This window comes from Stenotrophomonas maltophilia group sp. SKK55, from assembly GCF_057179845.1.
In genome coordinates this window covers 253640-271167 of sequence record NZ_JBXUHP010000011.1, presented here as the reverse complement: position 1 = coordinate 271167, position 17528 = coordinate 253640, and the positions used below count along the sequence as shown (strand labels likewise).

The window sequence follows — 17528 nt, the reverse complement described above, 5'->3', positions numbered from 1 at the left end:
CTGTGCTGATCGGCCGCGCGCCCGCGCATCCTCACGTCTGGCTTGCAGCGGGGCATGGCATGCTCGGCATCAGCATGAGCGCCGGCACCGGCCAGCTGATCGCCGATCTCGTCTGCGGCCGCACGCCAGCGATCGATCCTGCCCCTTACCGACCCGAGCGATTCCGATGAGCACTGCACCTTATGATTACGACCTGATCGTCCTTGGCGGCGGTTCCGCCGGCCTGGCCGGTGCCATCCGTGCAGCGCAGCATGGCAAGCGCGTGGCGATGCTGGAACCGGGCGAACTGGGCGGTACCTGTGTCAATGTTGGCTGCGTGCCGAAGAAGGCGATGTGGCTGGCGGCCGATCTGCACGAGCGCATCGGCCTGGCCAATGCGATGGGCTTCGATGTCGAGGCACGCCCGGCGCTGTCGTGGAAGGAGCTGGTGATCCATCGCCAGGCCTACATCACCAACATCCACACCAGCTACCACAAGCGCCTGGATGAAACCGGCGTGGTGCGCATCCCTGCGCGCGGCCGTCTGCTCGATGCGCATACCGTGGCCTGCAGTGACGGCGTGCATTACAGCGCCGAGCACATCCTGATCGCCACCGGCGCGCATCCGCTGCGTCCGGATATTCCCGGCGCGGAACTGGGCCTGGTTTCCGATGACTTCTTCGATCTGCGCGCGGCACCGGCCGAGGTGGCGATCATTGGTGGCGGCTACATCGCGGTGGAACTGGCCGGGTTGCTGCAGGCACTGGGCAGCAAGGTGAGCCTGCTGGTGCGGGGCAAGCGGTTGCTGGAGCGCTTCGACTACGAGCTGACCGACCAGCTGGCCGAGAACCTGAAGCAGCAGGGCGTGCGGATCCACTTCGACTATCGCCTGCGCGAACTGCAGCGCGATGGCGAGCGCGTGCGTGCGTTCGGCCATGACGGCCCGATCGACAGCGTGTTCGATGCGGTGTTCTTTGCCACCGGCCGCCGCGGCAACAGCCGTGATCTGGGTCTGGAAGCGCTCGGCATCGGCATCGGCGAGCACGAGCAGGTGCAGGTGGACGAATGGCAGACTACCTCTGTGCCGAGCGTGCACGCGGTCGGTGACATCGCCGGCAAGGTCGGCCTGACCCCGGTAGCGGTGGCGGCTTCGCGGCGGCTGATGGACCGGCTGTTCGGTGGACGTCCGCAATCGAAGATGGATTACGAGAACGTGGCCAGCGTGGTGTTCTCGCATCCGCCGCTGGGTGCAGTGGGCATGAGCGAAGAGGAAGCGCGCGCGCGTTTTGACCAGGTGAGCGTTTACCACAGCCGTTTCCGCCCGATGCTGCAGGCGCTGGCCAACGGCACCCAGCGCAGCCTGTTCAAGATGGTCTGCGCGGGCCCGGAGGAGCGCGTGGTGGGTATCCACCTGCTGGGCGAAGCGGCCGACGAGATCCTGCAGGGCTTCGCGGTGGCGGTGAAGATGGGCGCGACCAAGGCCCAGTTCGACGACACCGTGGCGATCCACCCGACCTCGGCCGAGGAAGTGGTGCTGATGCGCTGAGCCCGCAGTTGTAGAGCCGAGCCCACGCTCGGCTGCTTTTCGCCCAGGCTTGGCGAAGCCGAGCGCAGGCTCGGCTCTACAGGGCACCGGGGGCGCCCGTGCGACAATGGGCGCCCCCACGCCTTACCGGGCCGCTCTGCGCGGCCCGCCGTCGTCCTGATGTCCACGCCCGCTTCCCGCATCGCTACGGCTTCCCCCCGCATCGCGCTGGGGGGTATCGGCTTGGCTGCGATCGGCGCCATTGCTGCTTCCGGCAAGGCCATCATCGTCAAGCTCGGCCTGCGCCACGGCGTCGATGCCACCACGCTGCTCGCCCTGCGCATGCTGATGGCGCTGCCCTTGTTCGCGTTGATGGCCTTGTGGGCCGCGCGCCGGGCCACGCCGCTGTCCTGGGCCGACCGTGCCCGCGTGCTGTGGCTGGGCTTCACCGGCTATTACCTGTCCAGCCTGCTCGACTTCCAGGGCCTGCAGTACATCAGCGTGACGCTGGAACGGCTGATCCTGTACTTGAACCCGACCCTGGTGCTGCTGATCAACGTGCTGCTGGCGCGCCAGCGGCCGGGTCGGTGGCAGATCGGCGCGCTGGTGCTGAGTTATCTGGGCGTGCTGCTGGCGTTCGGCCATGACCTGCAGCGCGAGGGCGGGCAGATCATTGTCGGCAGCCTGCTGGTGCTGGGCAGTGCGCTCAGCTATGCGCTGTACCTGTTCGGCAGCGGGCAGGTGGTCGCGCGCATCGGCGCGGTGCGGCTGACCGCTTACGCCAGCTGCGTGGCCAGCGTGCTGGTGCTGCTGCATTTCGCGGTGACCCATCCGCTGCCGTTGTTGTGGCAGGCACCGGCGCCGGTGCAGTGGCTGTCGATGGTCAATGCCACCGTGTGCACGGTGCTGCCGGTGCTGGCGATCATGCTGGCGGTGCAGCGCGTGGGTTCGTCGCTGGCCGCACAGGTCGGTATGCTGGGCCCTGTTTCCACCATCGTGATGAGCCTATGGCTGCTCGACGAACCGATGGGGCCGGCGCAGATCGCCGGCACCGTGCTGGTGCTGATCGGCGTTCTGCTGGTGACCCGCCTGCGGCGCTGACGCCGGAGCAGGCGCGTGCGCGCATCCTGGCGGTGATCCGCGCGATCCCGGCGGGGCAGGTGATGGGCTACGGCCAGGTGGCGATGCGCGCGGGCCTGCCCGGGCGTGCACGCCTGACCGCGCGCATCCTGGGCCAGAACGACGACCCGGACCTGCCCTGGCACCGCGTGCTGCGCTCGGATGGGCGCATCGCCATGGAAGAAGGGTCGGCGGGCTGGCGCGAGCAGTCGCAGCGGCTGCGTGCCGAGGGCGTGGTGGTTGAGAACGGCCGGGTGCGGATGCCCACGACCGATCCGGCGGTTGTGCTGGATGCTGCCGTTTGGGGTCCGCGCTGAGCATCGCTGGCGACTGAACAGGCCGGACCCGCGGGTCGCCAACAAGACACGATGCTGCGGCTATGATGGAGGCCGTTCCATGCCGGTGCTCCCATGTTCCCGCGTCTGCCAACCGTCACCAAGGCCCTGCTGATCGCCAACGCGATCCTGTTCCTGCTGCAGCAGCCGTTCCTGCTCGGCATGCAGACCTTCGAGCCGTTCATGCTGCAACCGCTGCAGCAGGGCTTCGACGCATTCTCGCCGGGTGGCAACTTCCAGCCTTGGCAGCTGCTGACTTACGGTTTCCTGCATGGCAGCTTCATGCATCTGTTCTTCAACATGCTGGCGGTCTTCATGTTCGGCGCGCCGCTGGAGCAGACCTGGGGCGAAAAGCGCTTCCTGCTGTATTACCTGGTCTGCGTGGCCGGTGCTGGTGTCTGCCAGCTGCTGGTGGGTACGCTGCTGGAGAACCCGGCCACGGTGCTGGGGGCCTCTGGCGGCGTGTTCGGCCTGCTGCTGGCTTACGGCATGCTGTTCCCGAACCAGCGGGTGATGCTGCTGTTCCCGCCGATCCCGATGAAGGCGCGGACCTTCGTGATCCTGTTTGGCGTGGGCGAACTGGTGCTGGGCATGACCGGCTTGCAGCCAGGCGTGGCCCACTTCGCGCACCTCGGCGGCATGCTGTTCGGCTGGTTGCTGATCCGCTACTGGCGCGGGCAGCCGCCGTTCAACAAGCGCCGCCCACCCGGCCCGCCGAATCGCCCGAACCATCTGCGCAGCGTCAAATAATCCGAAGGATCATTTGACGCTGCAGGTGCCAACCTTGGTTGGCACGCCCTCACAGATCCTGCAACACCACCTGCGCCGCATTGTGACCTGGCGCGCCGGTCACGCCGCCCCCGGGATGTGTTCCCGACCCGCACAGATACAGGCCGGGCAGGGCACCACGATAGCCAGCCTGGCCAACCATCGGCCGTGCCGAGAACAACTGGTTGGCACTGAGCGCTCCGTGGAAGATGTCGCCGCCGATCAGGCCGAAGGTGCGCTCCAGATCCAGCGGTGACAGCACCTGGCGGCCCAGTACGCTGCCAGCGAAACCCGGCGCATACCGTTCAACGGTGGCGATCATCAGATCGGCCACCGTTTCACGATGATCATCCCAGTGACGCCCACCGGGCAGCACGGGCGCCACGTGCTGGCAGAACAGGCTGGCGACGTGCTTCCCCGGCGGCGCCAGCGAATCGTCCAGCGTGCTGGGAATGAGCATTTCCACGATTGGTTCGCGTGACCAGCCATTGCGACGCGCATCCAGCCAGGCACGGTCCATGTAATCCAGGCTTGGGGCCATGATGATGCCGGCGCTGAGGTGATCGCCGGGACCGGGCAGAGCGCGGAAGTCCGGCAGCTGCGACAGCGCGACATTCATCCGGAACGTGCCGGAACCGCAGCGCCAGTTCACCATGCGTTCGCGCGTCGCGTCCGGTACTTGCTCCGGTGCCAGCATCTGCTCGTACAGCAGCTTTGGATTGACGTTGGCGATCATCGCGCGTGCGCGCAGGATTTCGCCGTTGGCCAGCGCCACGCCCACGACACGACCCTGCTCGATCAGCAGGCGTTGCACACCGGCATCCACGCGCAGCTCAGCCCCGGCCTCCCGCGCGGCAGTGGCGATGGCCTGGCTGATCGCGCCCATGCCACCGATCGCATGGCCCCACGCACCTTTCATGCCATTGCACTGGCCGAACACGTGGTGCAGCAGTACGTAGGCACTGCCCGGTGTATAGGGGCTTGCGTAGTTGCCGACGATGCCATCGAAGCCGAACAGCGCCTTGATCGGCTCGCTTTCGAACCAGCGGTCCAGGTACTCGGCCGCCGACAGCGTGAAAAGGTCCAGCAGCTCCTGCCGCAGCGAGGCATCCAGCGTGGCCAGTTCACGACCGAGACGGCCCATCTGCCACAGGGCGGGCAGCGCACGCCAACCGCCTGCTGCACCCAGGTCCGGCGGCGCGCGTAGGGCCCAGGCGCGCAGCACGTCGGCGAAGATCTCCAGGCGCGCTTCGTATTCGGGTAGCCGCTGTGCATCCCGCTCGGAAAACTTCGCGACCTCGGCCTGGGTGCGGTCCGGTGCGGACAGCAGGTAGCGGCCGTCCGGCAATGGCAGGAAGTTGTTGGCCGGGCGATTGATGATGCGCAGCCCATGCGCATGCAGCTGCAGATCGTCGATTACCTTTGGTTGCAGCAGCGACACCGTGTAGGACGCCACCGAGTTGCGGAACCCGGGGTGGAATTCCTCGGTGACCGCCGCGCCGCCGAGAACGCCACGACGTTCCAGCACCAGCACCTTCTTGCCAGCACGTGCGAGATAGGCCGCGCAGACCAGGCCGTTGTGGCCGCCACCGATGATGATCGCATCCCAGGACATCAGCACCTCGGAAAAAGGGGACGGAGGGGATTAAGTCGCAATCCGCATGGGGTCACAGGCAATGGGGAATAACGACTTAATCCCCTCCGTCCCCTTTTTTGATTGCCGCTTCGATGGTGGCGATGTCGATCTTCTTCATCGGCATCATCGCGTTGAAGGCGCGCTTGGCCAGTGCCTTGTCCTGGCTGGTCACCGCTTCGATCAGCATGCGTGGGCTGATCTGCCAGGAAACGCCCCATCGGTCCTTGCACCAACCGCACTGGCTCTCCTGTCCGCCGTTGCTGACGATGGCGTCCCACAAGCGGTCAGTCTCGGCCTGGTCCTCGGTCTGGATCTGGAAGGAGAAGGCTTCGCTGTGCTTGAACGCGGTGCCGCCGTTGAGGCCGACGCAGGGGATGCCGCAGACCGTGAATTCGACCGTCAGTACGTTGCCTTCCTTGCCGTCCGGGTAGTCGCCCGGGGCGTGGTGGACAGCGCTCACCGCGCTGTCGGGAAAGGTGTTGGCATAGAAGGTGGCGGCCTCGAGCGCGCCGTTGTCGTACCAGATACAGATCGTGTTCTTGTGTGCCATGTCCGGCTCCACGATGGACGAAGGCGCAGCGATAGCACGCCCGGTGTTAATCCGGGATCGTGCTGCACCCGCAAAAAAAGAGCGCCCGAAGGCGCCCTTTGTACTCCCGGTGCGGCAGCCGGCTCAGCGCCATACCTTGATCTGGTCGGCTTCGCTGCGCTGCATCGGCTGCCCGGCCTTGCAGCTGAAGGTGGCACCGAACGCCGGCAGGTTCGCCAGCGTGCCGTTGCTGCGCCACAGGCCCGGTGCGCGGATGTCGGCGGTCAGGCGGCGCGCGGCCTCGTTCGGCGACAGCTGCTGTGCCCACAGCGACGACCAGGCGCGGAAGAAGCCCTGCTGCTGTGCCTGCTTGGCCTTGGGCTCCTGCGCGGCATACGCCGCCCACGCCAGTTCCAGGCCGGCGATGTCGGCCAGGTTCTCTTCCTGGGTCAGCGTGCCGTTGACCTTGGCACCCTTCACGCCCGGGAAGTCGTAGGCGCTGTACTGCGCGGCCACGCGATTGCCGAGCAGGGTCCAGGCGGTCTTGTCGGCCGGGGTCCACCAGCTGCGCAACTCACCCTTGGCATCGACCAGCGCGCCCTTGGCATCGATCGCACGGGTCAGCTCATGGCCGACCAGGCCCCCGAAGCTGCCGAACTTGTCGGCGGTGTCGGCCTTGGCGTTGAACACCGGGCCCTGCAGGATCGCGGCGGTGACGATCAGGCGGTTCTGCGCCAGGTCGTAGGCCAGCGACGGCTGCTGCGGCAGCACGTCCCAGCGACGGTCGGCATTGCCCTTGCCGATGCGCTTCATTTCCTCGCGGTGGCGCCAGGTCGAAGCAATCAGCATGTTGCCACCAAACGAGCCGCGCCCCATCGGCTGCACGCTGTAGTCCAGGTCGCGCAGCGGGGTGCCGATCTCGATCTTCAGCGCAGCCAGCTTGGCTTGCGCTTCAGCCTTGGCTTCGGCGCTCATCCAGCTGTTGTTCTTGACCGCTTCGATCTGTACTTCGCGCAGCTTGTCGACGATCCACGCCGCCTGGCGACGATCTTCGGCGGACAGGTAGCGCGCGGCATATTCGCGGCCCACCATCGGGCCGGCGGCTACGTTGATCGCATCGAGCACGCTTTCCCAGCGCTGCGGTGGCAGGGTTTCGCCGCGCAGCACGCGGCCACGGAATTCGAACTCGGCGTCGCGGTAGGCCTTGGACAGGTACGGCGCCATCGAATCGCCCACGCGCCAGCGCAGGTAGGCTTTCCACTGGTCCGGCTTGAGCTTGGTGACCATGCCGTCGAGCTGCTTGAACAGGCCCGGATCGGCCAGCGAGACCAGATCGTCATCCACGCCCTGTGCCTTCAGGAACGCGTCCAGCTGCAGGTTGCGGTAGCGGCTGTTGAGCTCCTTGGTGGAGATCGGCGCGTAGTTGTTGAACGGGTTGTTGATGCCGGCCAGCGACTGCGCGTTGCGCGCTAGCTCGGTCTCCAGCGCGATCACCGCCTGCGATTCGGCATCCAGCTTGGCCGCCGGGGTGCCGGTCAGCGCCAGGATCTGCTTGACGTAGTTGCGGTAGCGACCCATCAGCGCCACGGTATCGGCGTCGGTGCGGGTATAGAACGCGGGATCCGGCAGGCCCATGCCGCCCTGCATGAAGTAACCGATGTGGCGGTCCAGTGCCTTCAGGTCGACGTCAGGGCCGAAGTTGAAGGCGACCGGGATGCCCACCTGGTGCAGCGCGGCGATCGAGGCCGGCACATCCTTGGCCTTCTTGATGGCGTTGATGCGGGTCAGCAGCGGGGCGATTGGATTGGAACCGTCCGCTTCCACGGCGGCTTCGTCAAAGCCGCTGGCCCAGAAGTCACCCAGCAGCTTCTGCACGTTGCCCTGCGGCGACTTCATCGCGGCGTCGAGCAGGTCGCGCTGCTGCTGGCGGCTGCGGTCGACCAGCTGGCCCAGTGCGGTCGTGGCGCCGGTCTGCGGCACCGGGTTGGCCTTCAGCCAGCCTGCATTGGTGGCATCGTAGAAGTCGCTGCACTGGGCGCTGACGGCCGGGGCGCGTGAGGCCTTCTTCTTGGCGGCGGCAAACGCATCGTGGGTCGGGAGCAGAGTCGCCAGGCTGATGCCCAGGGCGATGGCAAGCGGACGGAAGTTGGGCATGTGGAACGAATCCGTGATGGATTGAGGGCGCGCGCACTATAGCAAGCCGGGCATGGGCGCGGCATGCACGCATCACGGTGGCTCCGCCGAGCCGTGCGCCGACCAAGGTCGGCATCTACCAACGGCGTGGGCCATGCGCGGATGACGGGCGCTGTGAAAAACAAGGGCCCGGGAATTCCCGGGCCCTTGCAGGTATGCCGCAACGTCAGCCGTTGCTTACCAGATCACCACCTGCTGCTCGCCGGTGCGGGCCATCGGCGAACCGGCCTTGCACTGGAACGCGGCGGCGAAGGTCGGCAGGTTCGACGGCGCACCCATGGCGCGGAACTGCGCCGGGGCGTGCGGATCGGTGGCCAGGCGGACCTTGGCGTTTTCCGGGGTGTACTTGGTGCGCCACACGGTGGCCCAGTTGAAGAAGAAGCGCTGGTCGCGGGTGAAGCCATCGACCTTCGCATCTTCCTTGCCGGCGGAGGCCTTCTGCAGCGCGTCGTAGGCGGTGGCCAGGCCACCCAGGTCGGCGATGTTCTCGCCCAGGGTCAGGTGGCCGTTCACCGCCTGGCCGTCGACCTTGTACTGGTCGAACTGCTTGACCAGCTTGCCGGTGAGGCCTTCGAAGTTCTTCTTGTCGGCCGGGGTCCACCAGTCTTCCATGTTGCCGGTCGGCCCGAAGCGTGCACCCTGGTCGTCGTAACCGTGGGTCATTTCATGGCCGATCACCGCACCGATGCCGCCGTAGTTCAGCGCGTCGTCGGCCTTCGGATCGAAGAACGGCGGCTGCAGGATGGCGGCCGGGAACACGATCTCGTTCTGCAGCGGGTTGTAGTAGGCGTTGACGGTCTGCGGGGTCATGCCCCACTCGGTCTTGTCCACCGGCTTGCCGATCTTGGACAGGTTGAACTTGTAGTTGAACTCGTTGGCCGCGCGCACGTTGCCGAGGAAGCTGTCGCGCTGGGTCTGCAGGCCCGACCAGTCGCGCCACTTGTCCGGGTAACCGATCTTCGGGGTGAAGGTCTCCCACTTGGCGATGGCCTTGGCCTTGGTTTCCTCGCTCATCCAGCTCAGGCCCTGGATGCGGTCCTTCAGCGCGGCGGCCAGGTTCTTCACCAGTTCTTCCATCTTCGCCTTGGCTTCCGGCGAGAAGGCGACCTTCACGTACAGCTGGCCGAAGGCTTCACCTGCATCATTCTCGATGGTGCCCAGCACGCGCTTCCAGCGCGGCTTCTGTTCCTTCTGGCCGTTGAGGGTCTTGCCGTAGAACTCGTAGTTCTCCTGCACGAAGGCGTCAGCCAGGTACGGCGAGGCGCTGTCCACGGTGTGGAAGCGCAGGTAGGCGCGCCACACCGACGGGTCGGTATCGCCCAGCGCCTTGCTCACTTCCTCATGGAAAGCCGGCATGGCCAGCGAGAACTTCTCCGGTGCGGCCACGCCCTGCGACTTGAAGAACTCGGTCCAGCTGAAGTTCGGGGTCAGCTTGTCGGCGTCGGCCAGGGTGACCGGGTTGTAGTACAGCTCGACGTTGCGCGACAGCTCGACGCGCGACTTGGAAGCCTTGGCCAGGCGGGTTTCGAACTTGATCACGTCCTCGGCCTGCTTGGCCGCGTCGGCCGCGGCGACGCCGGACAGCTCCAGCACCTTGGCGACGTGCGCCTGGTAGGCCTTCAGCTTGTCGGCGTTCTTGGCATCGGTGTAATAGGTGGTATCCGGCAGGCCCAGGCCGCCCTGGCTGGCGTAGGCCATGTTCATGGCCGAGTTCTTGAAGTCGGCTTCGGCACCGAAGCCGAACAGGACGTTGTCACCCTTGGCGGCGCTGGTGCGCAGGTAGTTGGCGATCGCTGCCTTGTCCTGCAGGCCGTCGATCGCCGCCAGGTCGGCCTTCAGCGGCTCGATGCCCTGCGCGTTGATCTTCGCTTCGTCCATGCCGGTCGCCCACAGGTCGCCGACGATCTTCTCGATGTGGTTCGGGTTCTTGACCTGCGCGACCTGTTCGGCCAGCTGGTGCTGCACGGCCACCGAGCGCTCGTCGAGGATGGTGAACGCGCCCCAGCTGGTGCGGTCGCCCGGGATTTCATTGGCGGCCAGCCACTTGCTGTTGACGTAGTCGCCAAAGGCGGTGCAGGCGTCCTTGGTGGTGTCCAGGTCGCTCGGCTGGAAGGCGTTGTAGGCCGGCAGCTTGCTCTCGTCCAGCTTATAGGTGGTGGCTTCGGCGGTGGCCGGGGCGGAGGCGGCGGCGTCCTTGGCCGGGGTTTCAGTCTTGCCGCAGCCGACCAGCGCGGCCGAAACGGCCAGGGTCAGCAGCACGATCTTGGGAGTACGGGTCACTTGAATGGCCTCCGGGCCGAGTGAGTCAGGGAGTGGCCGCAGGTGCGACCGTGGGCCGAACGATACGCCGCCGGCCAGACCTGCAAGGGTGTCGAAGGTCATGGTCGGGCGCAAGGGCTTTTGCCGGGCCCGGAAAAGGCAGACCCGGCAAAAGCCGGGTCTGTCGGGTGTTGCGGTTCTGGATGGATCAGAACTTGTAGGTGGCGCCCATGTACATGTAACGGCCGATGTTGTCGTACATCGCCGAACCGACGTCAGAGCCGAAGTAGTTCACCGGCGGATCCTTGTCGAAGGCATTGTCGATGCCCATGTAGACGTCGATCTTGTCACCCGGGAAGCGGTAGCCGAACTGGAAGTTGTGGTACGTGTACGAGCCGTTGCGGATCGGGCTGGTCTGTCCCGGGTTGGCCTGGTAGCTCTTCGGCTGCACACGCAGGTTCGGGCCGACGTAGGTCATGTCCCACGACGCGCGCCACTGGCCCAGCGAGTACTTGGTCTGCAACTGGCCACGCCAGCGCGGATCGGTCACCCAGGTGACGTTCTCGTCGTACTCGTTCGGGAAGGCCTGGAAGGCCCACTCGCGCGACTGCAGCAGACGGGTGCCCACCAGGCGGATGACGGTGTCACCCTCGGCCAGCTTGAAGCGGTAGTCCATTTCCAGATCGACGCCGACGCGACGCGAGCGGGCGAGGTTTTCGTTCAGCGCAACCCAGCGGCTGATCGAGTATTCCGGGAAGGTGCGGCCGCCAGCATCGGTCTTGCCGCCCACCGGTGCGCGTTCGATGAAGCCGCAGAAGCTGTTGTTGATCCCCCCCGGCGAATCCACGCAACGGGTTGCATTGGTCTGCGCGGTCACCGCACCAATGGCGTCCTTCAGACTGATCCACCAGTAGTCGACGGACATGCCGAAGCCCTGCAGGAAATCAGGCTGCCAGACCAGGCCATAGGTGAAGCTGCGTGCGCGTTCCGGCTTCAGGTCCGGATTGCCGCCGCTGACGCCCGGGCGGGTGGCAGTGTAGGTGTCGACCCAGCCGACCGGCACGCCCAGCGCCGAGCAGTTGGCCTGGCGCAGTGCCGGGTCCGCCGCGGTGTTCGGGCGGTTCGGGTTGGTGGCCAGGTAGTTGCAGGGGTCGTTGACCGTGGCGAAGTTTTCGCTCTGCGGGTTGTACAGCTCACCGATGCTCGGTGCGCGCACCGCTTGCGACAGGGTGCCGCGGGCACGCAGCGACGGGATGATGGTCCAGTCCAGGCCCACCTTCCAGGTGGTGGTCTTGCCGATGCTGCTGTAGTCCGACCAGCGGCCTGCGGCGTCCAGGGTCAGGTTGTAGATGCCCGGGATGTCAGCCAGTAGCGGCACTGTGGTTTCAACGAAGGCCTCGCGCACGTCGTACTTGCCCATGCGGTTGGGAATGGCGTTGAGGAAGGTGAGGCCCTGCGCGGCCAGCGGATCGGTGATCTCGCGGCTCTTTTCGCGGCGGTATTCCACACCACCGGCCACGCCGACATCACCGGCCGGCAGGCTGAAGAGCGAGCCGTTGGCCAGCGACGCGCTGAACACCGACTGCTGCAGGCGCGAGTAGTTGAACGAATTGACGTTCATCCAGTCACGTGCGGCTTGGGTCACCGCGCCGTTGCCGAATACCGAGAACGGCACGCAGCCTTCGCGGGCGAACTGCGAGTACACGCGGTTGCCGTTGTTGGGGTTGGTCGCGTTCGGGTTCAGCGTGGTGCGGCAGACGATCTGGCCAGTGGCCGGGTTGACCACGGTATCCAGGCCAGCCTGCCAACGCTCGTTGATACGGTTGTTGAGGTTCCAGCGCTTGACTTCGCTCTGGCCCCAGTTGCCGTAAACGTCGTAGGTCCAGTTCTCGGTCAGGTTGCCTTCCATGCCCAGCACAAAGCGCTGGGTGTTGCGCTCCACGTGCTCACCACGCTGGCCGGCGTCGACGTTGAAGCGGCTCAGGGTTAGCTGGCTCAGGCCGGCGCTGGTCATCAGTGCACGCAATTGCGGCGACACGTAAGCGTTATCACGCTGGATGCGCAAGGTCTGGTCGAACGACGGCTGTGCCAGGAAGTCCGACTCGGTTTCGGTGTACTTGCCTTCGAAGTACAGGCGATGGTTGTCGGTCAGGTCGAAGTTGACGACCGTGTTGATACTCTTGCGGTCGAACTTCGGCTGCAGGTCGGCAACCGAGTTCAGGTCGGCGAAATCACAGTTCACGCAACTGGTTGCGCTGACCACGGTGCCGTCGTAGCGCTGCTTGCGGAAGGTGCCATCCGGGTTGAACTGGTAGCGGTTGCCCCAGGTAGCCGGATTGTTCGGGTTGAAGGTGCCGATGTTGAAGGTACCGCCGAAGGAGATCGAGTGATTGCCGCCCGGGCCTGCCAGCACGGTTTCCGGGTTGCTTTCGCTGGACGGCTTGCTGCTGTCGTAGTTCGGGTTGCGCACCGACACCAGGAACTCGTTGCCGATGGCGCGGTCGGTGCGGACGAAGCGGTCCTGCTTGCTGTACTCAAGGGCGACGGCGGCGTTGCCGCGGCCACCAGCGAAGTCGGTGCCGGCCGAGGCGCTGATGAAGGAGCGGTTGAAGCCGCCTTCGCTGGCCATGCCGGTCTGACCGCGCACTTCGGCGCCGTCGAAGGATTTCTTCATGATGAAGTTGACCACGCCAGCCACGGCGTCGGCGCCGTACACGGCCGAGGCACCACCGGTGATCACTTCCACGCGCTCGATCCATTCCACCGGGATGGTGTTGACGTCCACGGCCGAGGAGCCCGAGGTCGCGCCGACGTGGCGGCGGCCATTGACCAGCACCAGAGTGCGCGAGGTGCCCATGCCACGCAGGTCCATCAGACCCACGCCGGCGGTGCCGATGAAGCGGGTCGAGTTGCCCAGCGTGTAGGTCGGTGTCAGCGCTGGCAGGCGCGTCATCAGATCGCCGATGTTGTTCGCACCGGTGGCACGAATCTCCTCGGCGGTGATGGCCGTGACCGGCGAGGGGGTCACAAAGCCCGTACGCGCAATGCGCGAGCCGGTCACACTGACGCGATCGAGGTCGATCGGATTGGAGGAGGCTTCCTGCGCGAAGGCAGGTGCTGCGGCCACGGCGAGCAGACCGACGAGCAGGGCGCTGCTGAGCGGGTGACGGCCAGGTGGGCGGTTGTACGTCATCGTTATGGGTCCCCTAATGAATTGAAGCGTGCTGTTCCGTCCGTTCGTTACACCTAAGTTCATATAACGGGCGTCGTTCATGGAACCTAACACGGCCTTAACGAGAAATGCATACAAATGTCACAAAATGGTACTGGGTGCACTTCGAAGTTGGCTGAAAGTGCAACAAATACAATCGTTTAATATCAATTGTGATCTGCCGGCCACAACTTGATGACGCGAAGCTGAACGTGGTGGGATGGGCCACTTTGCGCAAATAGGCGTTTCATCATCCGTCCAGGAGCGGTGTTCATCAGAGGGGCGGAGGAAGCTGCCGTAGTTGGCCTGCAGCGTGGCGATCCCCCCGCTTGGCGACCAGGTCGTCGATGTGTCGGAACGTGCCTTTGCGTAGCTTTCGTAATTCCAAATCGACGTCGGGTTGCCCAGCAGGTCCTGGAAGTCCTCGCCCGGCTGCACCTGCACTTCATGCTTCAGCATGTTGGTGTAGTTGTCCGAGAACTGCAGCGAACCGAAGCGGCCGATGTCTTGCAAGTACGTGAAGCCGACGGCAAGGGCCTGCAGGTTCTGGCAGGCTCATCTTCGGGGGGGCACAGCGAGCTCAGGTTGCTGGCCGAATCGCGTACGACCCAGTCGGCCACGTCCTGATGGGTGGCCGAGGAGCTCTTCGGCAAGTCGTTGCGGCAGTAGTACTCGGCCAGCAGCAGCGGGTCTATGCTGGCTGCATCAACTCCGTTCTCGATCTTGCAGTTGTAGCAGTCGGCCGAGATCGATAGGTTTCTACAACCGGGGTATGGGCCGATTCGGCCAAGTTGCACTCGGTTTCTACGGCTACATGCCGAAGAATTGTGATCAGGCGGCAAACGTGCTTGTGCCGTTCGTGGAGGGCGTGGATGCGTTCGATGAGCCCAAGTGCCAGCTCCGCTGGGGCCGGGAATGGGCAGGCCCTGTTCCACCAGGGCCTGTTCTTCCATCCGCTCAGGCCGGACACGAAAAAGCCCCGCCATGGCGGGGCTTTTCCGTTACTGCGGTTGCGGGATTACTTCACGCCGAACGCGTACTTGGCCTGCACGTAGATCGCGCGCCCGTAGGCGTTGTACAGGTAGTTGTTGTACGGCTGGCCGCTGGTGCCGGCGAAGCTGTAGCGCTGATTGTCCGGCATCTTGTTGAACACGTTGTTGACCATCAGCGACAGGGTCAGGTTTTCCATCGCGCGGTAGTTCACGCTCAGGTTGTAGGTGGTGTAGGAACCCCACTTGCCTGCCTTGTAGCCGGAGCTGTGGACGTAGTCATAGCCGTTGCCCACGTAAGCCATGTAGTTCGGCGTCTTGCCGATGTAGTTGGCATACAGGGTGGTGGTCCAGTTGTCCTTGGCCCAGCCGATCGAGCCGTCCGCGCGTACCTTGGCGTACGAGTCATACACCCACATCGCATACGGGTCGTGCAGCAGGTCCAGGAACTCGTCACCCGGCTGCGGCTGCAGCTTGCGCTTGAGCATGTCGGTGTAGTTGGCCGAGAACTGCAGCGAACCGAAGCGACCGATGTCCTGCACGTACTTGAAGCTGGCGGTCAGTGCTTCCAGGTTCTGGCGGGCGACGTTCATCTTCGGCGTGTAGATCTCGTCGAGCACGCCCGATGCATCACGGGTGATCCAGTCATTGACGTTCTGGCAGCTGGCCGAGGTGTTGTTGGACTGGCCGTTGCGGCAGTAGTACTCGGCCAGCAGCAGCTGGTCGGAGCTGAGCGTATCGACCTCGTTCTTGATCTTCCAGTTGTAGTAGTCGACCGACAGCGACAGGTTGTTGATCGGTGCCCACACGACGCCTGCATTCCAGACGTCAGCGGTGATCGGCTCCAGGTCGGGGTTGCCCGAGCGGGTGCCGAACACCGAGACGCTGTCGTACGGGCAGCCGGTGGTGTTGGCCGGGTCGTAGCCCAGCTGGCCGCAGCGGTAGTAGTCGGTGGAACCGTTGGCGTAGTAACCGCTGCGACCCTGGAAGGCATCGGACAGGGTCGGTGCGCGGAACGCCGTACCGTACTTGCCGCGGAACAACAGGCTTTCGATCGGGCGGAACTCGATGCCGACGCTGTAGGTGGCCTTGTCCACGGTGTTGCTGCCGATCTTGAAGGCGTCATAGCGGCCGGAGCCGGTGACGGTCAGCGTTTCCAGCAGCGGCATGCGCAGTTCGGTGGTCACCGCATAGTTGCTGCGATGGCCGGCACCGGATACGGCGGTGGTCCCCCACACGCTGCCATCCATCAGGCCCGGGTCGGGCGTGTAATCCCAGCCTTCACTGCCGCCTTCCAGAACCACGGCGAAGCCAGCATCGCCACCCGGCAGCTTGAACAGCGAGCCATTGGTGACCTGGGCGCGGGCCAGGTTCTGCCAGGTGCGGCTTTCGCTGTAGCTGTAGCCGGTGAAGCTCTGGAAGTCACCAGCGGGCAGCGGTGCGTAGAACGCTTCCCAGTTCGGGCTGTAGATGTTGTAGCCGGTGCTGGTGGTACCCAGCACCGGGCCCAGCACACGCTGCTCGAAGTAGTCGTTGATCGGGTCGTTCCAGCGCACGAAATTGCGCTCGGTCAGCTTGTACTCGCCACGGGTGAAGCTGAGGCTGTAGTCCCAGTTGCCTGCGGTGCCGCGGCCGCCGAGGGTGACCTGGTAGGCCTTGTTGCGGTCGGTGTTCATGATGTCGCGGTAACCGCCGCCGCCGATGTCCTCCGGCGCGAACACGCGCTGCAGGTTCATGTACTGGCCGCTGGCCTGGTCGTAGAAGCGGCCCCAGCCCGAGGAGGTGCCCCACCAGGTGTAGCCGGAACCGGTGGCGTACTTGACCTCCTCCAGGCTGTACAGCGCGTCGCCGAACAGCTGGAAATTGTCATTCACGTCGAAGGTGGCCGAGCTGTAGATCTGCCCGCTTTCCTTGCCGTTCTTGATGGTCTTGTACCCGGTGCCGTAGACAGAGCCGCAGGCCTGGCCGGTCGGACGGGTACCGAGCACGGTGGTGCCGTCGAACTGGCCCGCCACGTTGGCGCACCGGTTCGGGTCCATCATCGCGTAGCGGTTGTTGGCGGCCGGCAGCAGCACCAGGAAATCGTTGGAGACGTACTGCGGGCTGTAACCGTCGGGGTTGTTGACCTTGGTCAGGTCGCGCTGGTAACCCCAGATCGGGCTGGTCTTCTCATACTGCACGTTGACCAGTGCATGGAAGCGGTCATCCTTGGAGTTGAAACCGCGTGCGCCGCTGAAGCGGAAGCTGTTGCCGCCTCCTTCGCTGTAGGCACCGCCGCGCACATTGAGCACGCCGCCATCCATGCGCTCCTTGAGGATGATGTTGACCACGCCGGCGATCGCGTCCGAGCCGTACAGCGACGACTGGCCACCCGGCAGGATCTCGATGCGCTCGACGATGTCGATCGGGATGCCGCTGATGTTGTTGAAGGTATCGCCGCCGTTGTACAGCGCCGGATACGAGAGCATCGGGCGGCCGTTGATCAGGTACTTGGTATAGCCCGGGCTGAGGCCGAACATGCCCGCCGCTTCGGCGCCCTGGGTGAAGGATGCGGAGGTCTGGCCACCCTGCAGGCCGCCCGTGGACAGCGAGGACTGCTGCAGGACATCGGCGACGCTGGTGAAACCGCGGGTCTGGATATCCTCGGCGGTGACGGTCAGGACGGGCGTGTGGTTCTCGATCTCGGTCTGCGGAATCAGCGACCCGGTGACGGTCACACGATCAAGCTGGGTCGGCGCATTGCCGTCCTGGGCCAGGGCGGTGCCGGAGGCCAGGAGGGTGCCGAGCAGGGCGAGGGTCAGAGGGTGGCGCGAGAGCGTGGAACGTTGGCGAGACATGGTGGATCCCCGTAGTGAGCAATGTCTTGGCGGCGCATTCCCTGCGCATTAACAATTCGTTCAGTGTGACTCCATTCAGGTCGACCGTAACACGTCGTTAACGCTGCCAACACAGGGCTGTCACATCAAGGTGCCGTTGGGAGATGAA

Annotated in this window: 11 protein-coding genes and 1 pseudogene; 5 read left to right on the top strand and 7 right to left on the bottom strand. The window is 65.0% G+C overall.

The genetic code is table 11. The annotated features are described in order from the left end of the window. Nucleotides 1–17: 17 nt before the first annotated feature. The 5 genes and pseudogenes from AC2A1N_RS06205 to AC2A1N_RS06185 all read left to right on the top strand — a co-directional run. Nucleotides 18–170, top strand: a pseudogene (locus tag AC2A1N_RS06205) (amino acid dehydrogenase); the annotation flags it as partial. Beyond that, nucleotides 167–1525, top strand: coding sequence for a glutathione-disulfide reductase (gorA, locus tag AC2A1N_RS06200; protein ID WP_061479640.1), 1359 nt, complete (start codon nucleotides 167–169; stop codon nucleotides 1523–1525). The pseudogene AC2A1N_RS06205 and the gene gorA, both read left to right, overlap by 4 nt. A 159-nt stretch (nucleotides 1526–1684) precedes the next feature. After that, nucleotides 1685–2605 (top strand): DMT family transporter, encoded by a 921-nt coding sequence (locus AC2A1N_RS06195; RefSeq protein ID WP_134968064.1) that lies wholly within the window; start codon nucleotides 1685–1687, stop codon nucleotides 2603–2605. Next, a complete protein-coding gene (locus AC2A1N_RS06190) occupies nucleotides 2512–2940 on the top strand; it encodes an MGMT family protein (protein ID WP_429001063.1) in 429 nt (142 codons plus the stop codon). The genes AC2A1N_RS06195 and AC2A1N_RS06190 overlap by 94 nt, the downstream gene beginning before the upstream one ends. A 93-nt stretch (nucleotides 2941–3033) precedes the next feature. Next, nucleotides 3034–3708 carry a rhomboid family intramembrane serine protease gene (locus AC2A1N_RS06185; RefSeq protein WP_061479637.1) on the top strand — a complete coding sequence of 225 codons (675 nt, stop codon included), beginning with the start codon at nucleotides 3034–3036 and terminating at the stop codon, nucleotides 3706–3708. Between the two features lie 49 nt (nucleotides 3709–3757). Here the strand turns inward: AC2A1N_RS06185 and AC2A1N_RS06180 are convergent, their stop codons facing one another. From AC2A1N_RS06180 to AC2A1N_RS06150, 7 genes are all read right to left on the bottom strand, one after another. Beyond that, entirely contained in the window at nucleotides 3758–5341 is a 1584-nt protein-coding gene (locus AC2A1N_RS06180) for a phytoene desaturase family protein (protein WP_242893873.1), read from the bottom strand. 76 nt (nucleotides 5342–5417) lie between these two features. Next, complete coding sequence (locus AC2A1N_RS06175; RefSeq protein ID WP_061479636.1) at nucleotides 5418–5912, bottom strand: VOC family protein; 495 nt, start codon at nucleotides 5910–5912, stop codon at nucleotides 5418–5420. 123 nt (nucleotides 5913–6035) lie between these two features. Further along, on the bottom strand, nucleotides 6036–8045 hold the full coding sequence (locus tag AC2A1N_RS06170) for a M13 family metallopeptidase (protein WP_484371780.1): 2010 nt from the start codon (nucleotides 8043–8045) through the stop codon (nucleotides 6036–6038). 216 nt (nucleotides 8046–8261) lie between these two features. Next, nucleotides 8262–10364, bottom strand: a complete 2103-nt coding sequence (locus AC2A1N_RS06165; RefSeq protein ID WP_484371779.1) for a M13 family metallopeptidase — start codon at nucleotides 10362–10364, stop codon at nucleotides 8262–8264. A gap of 187 nt (nucleotides 10365–10551) precedes the next feature. Next, complete coding sequence (locus tag AC2A1N_RS06160; protein WP_134968066.1) at nucleotides 10552–13536, bottom strand: TonB-dependent receptor domain-containing protein; 2985 nt, start codon at nucleotides 13534–13536, stop codon at nucleotides 10552–10554. A gap of 120 nt (nucleotides 13537–13656) precedes the next feature. Beyond that, nucleotides 13657–14067 (bottom strand): hypothetical protein, encoded by a 411-nt coding sequence (locus AC2A1N_RS06155; RefSeq protein ID WP_229298473.1) that lies wholly within the window; start codon nucleotides 14065–14067, stop codon nucleotides 13657–13659. A gap of 505 nt (nucleotides 14068–14572) precedes the next feature. Further along, on the bottom strand, nucleotides 14573–17380 hold the full coding sequence (locus AC2A1N_RS06150; protein WP_069139596.1) for a TonB-dependent receptor domain-containing protein: 2808 nt from the start codon (nucleotides 17378–17380) through the stop codon (nucleotides 14573–14575). Nucleotides 17381–17528 lie beyond the last annotated feature (148 nt).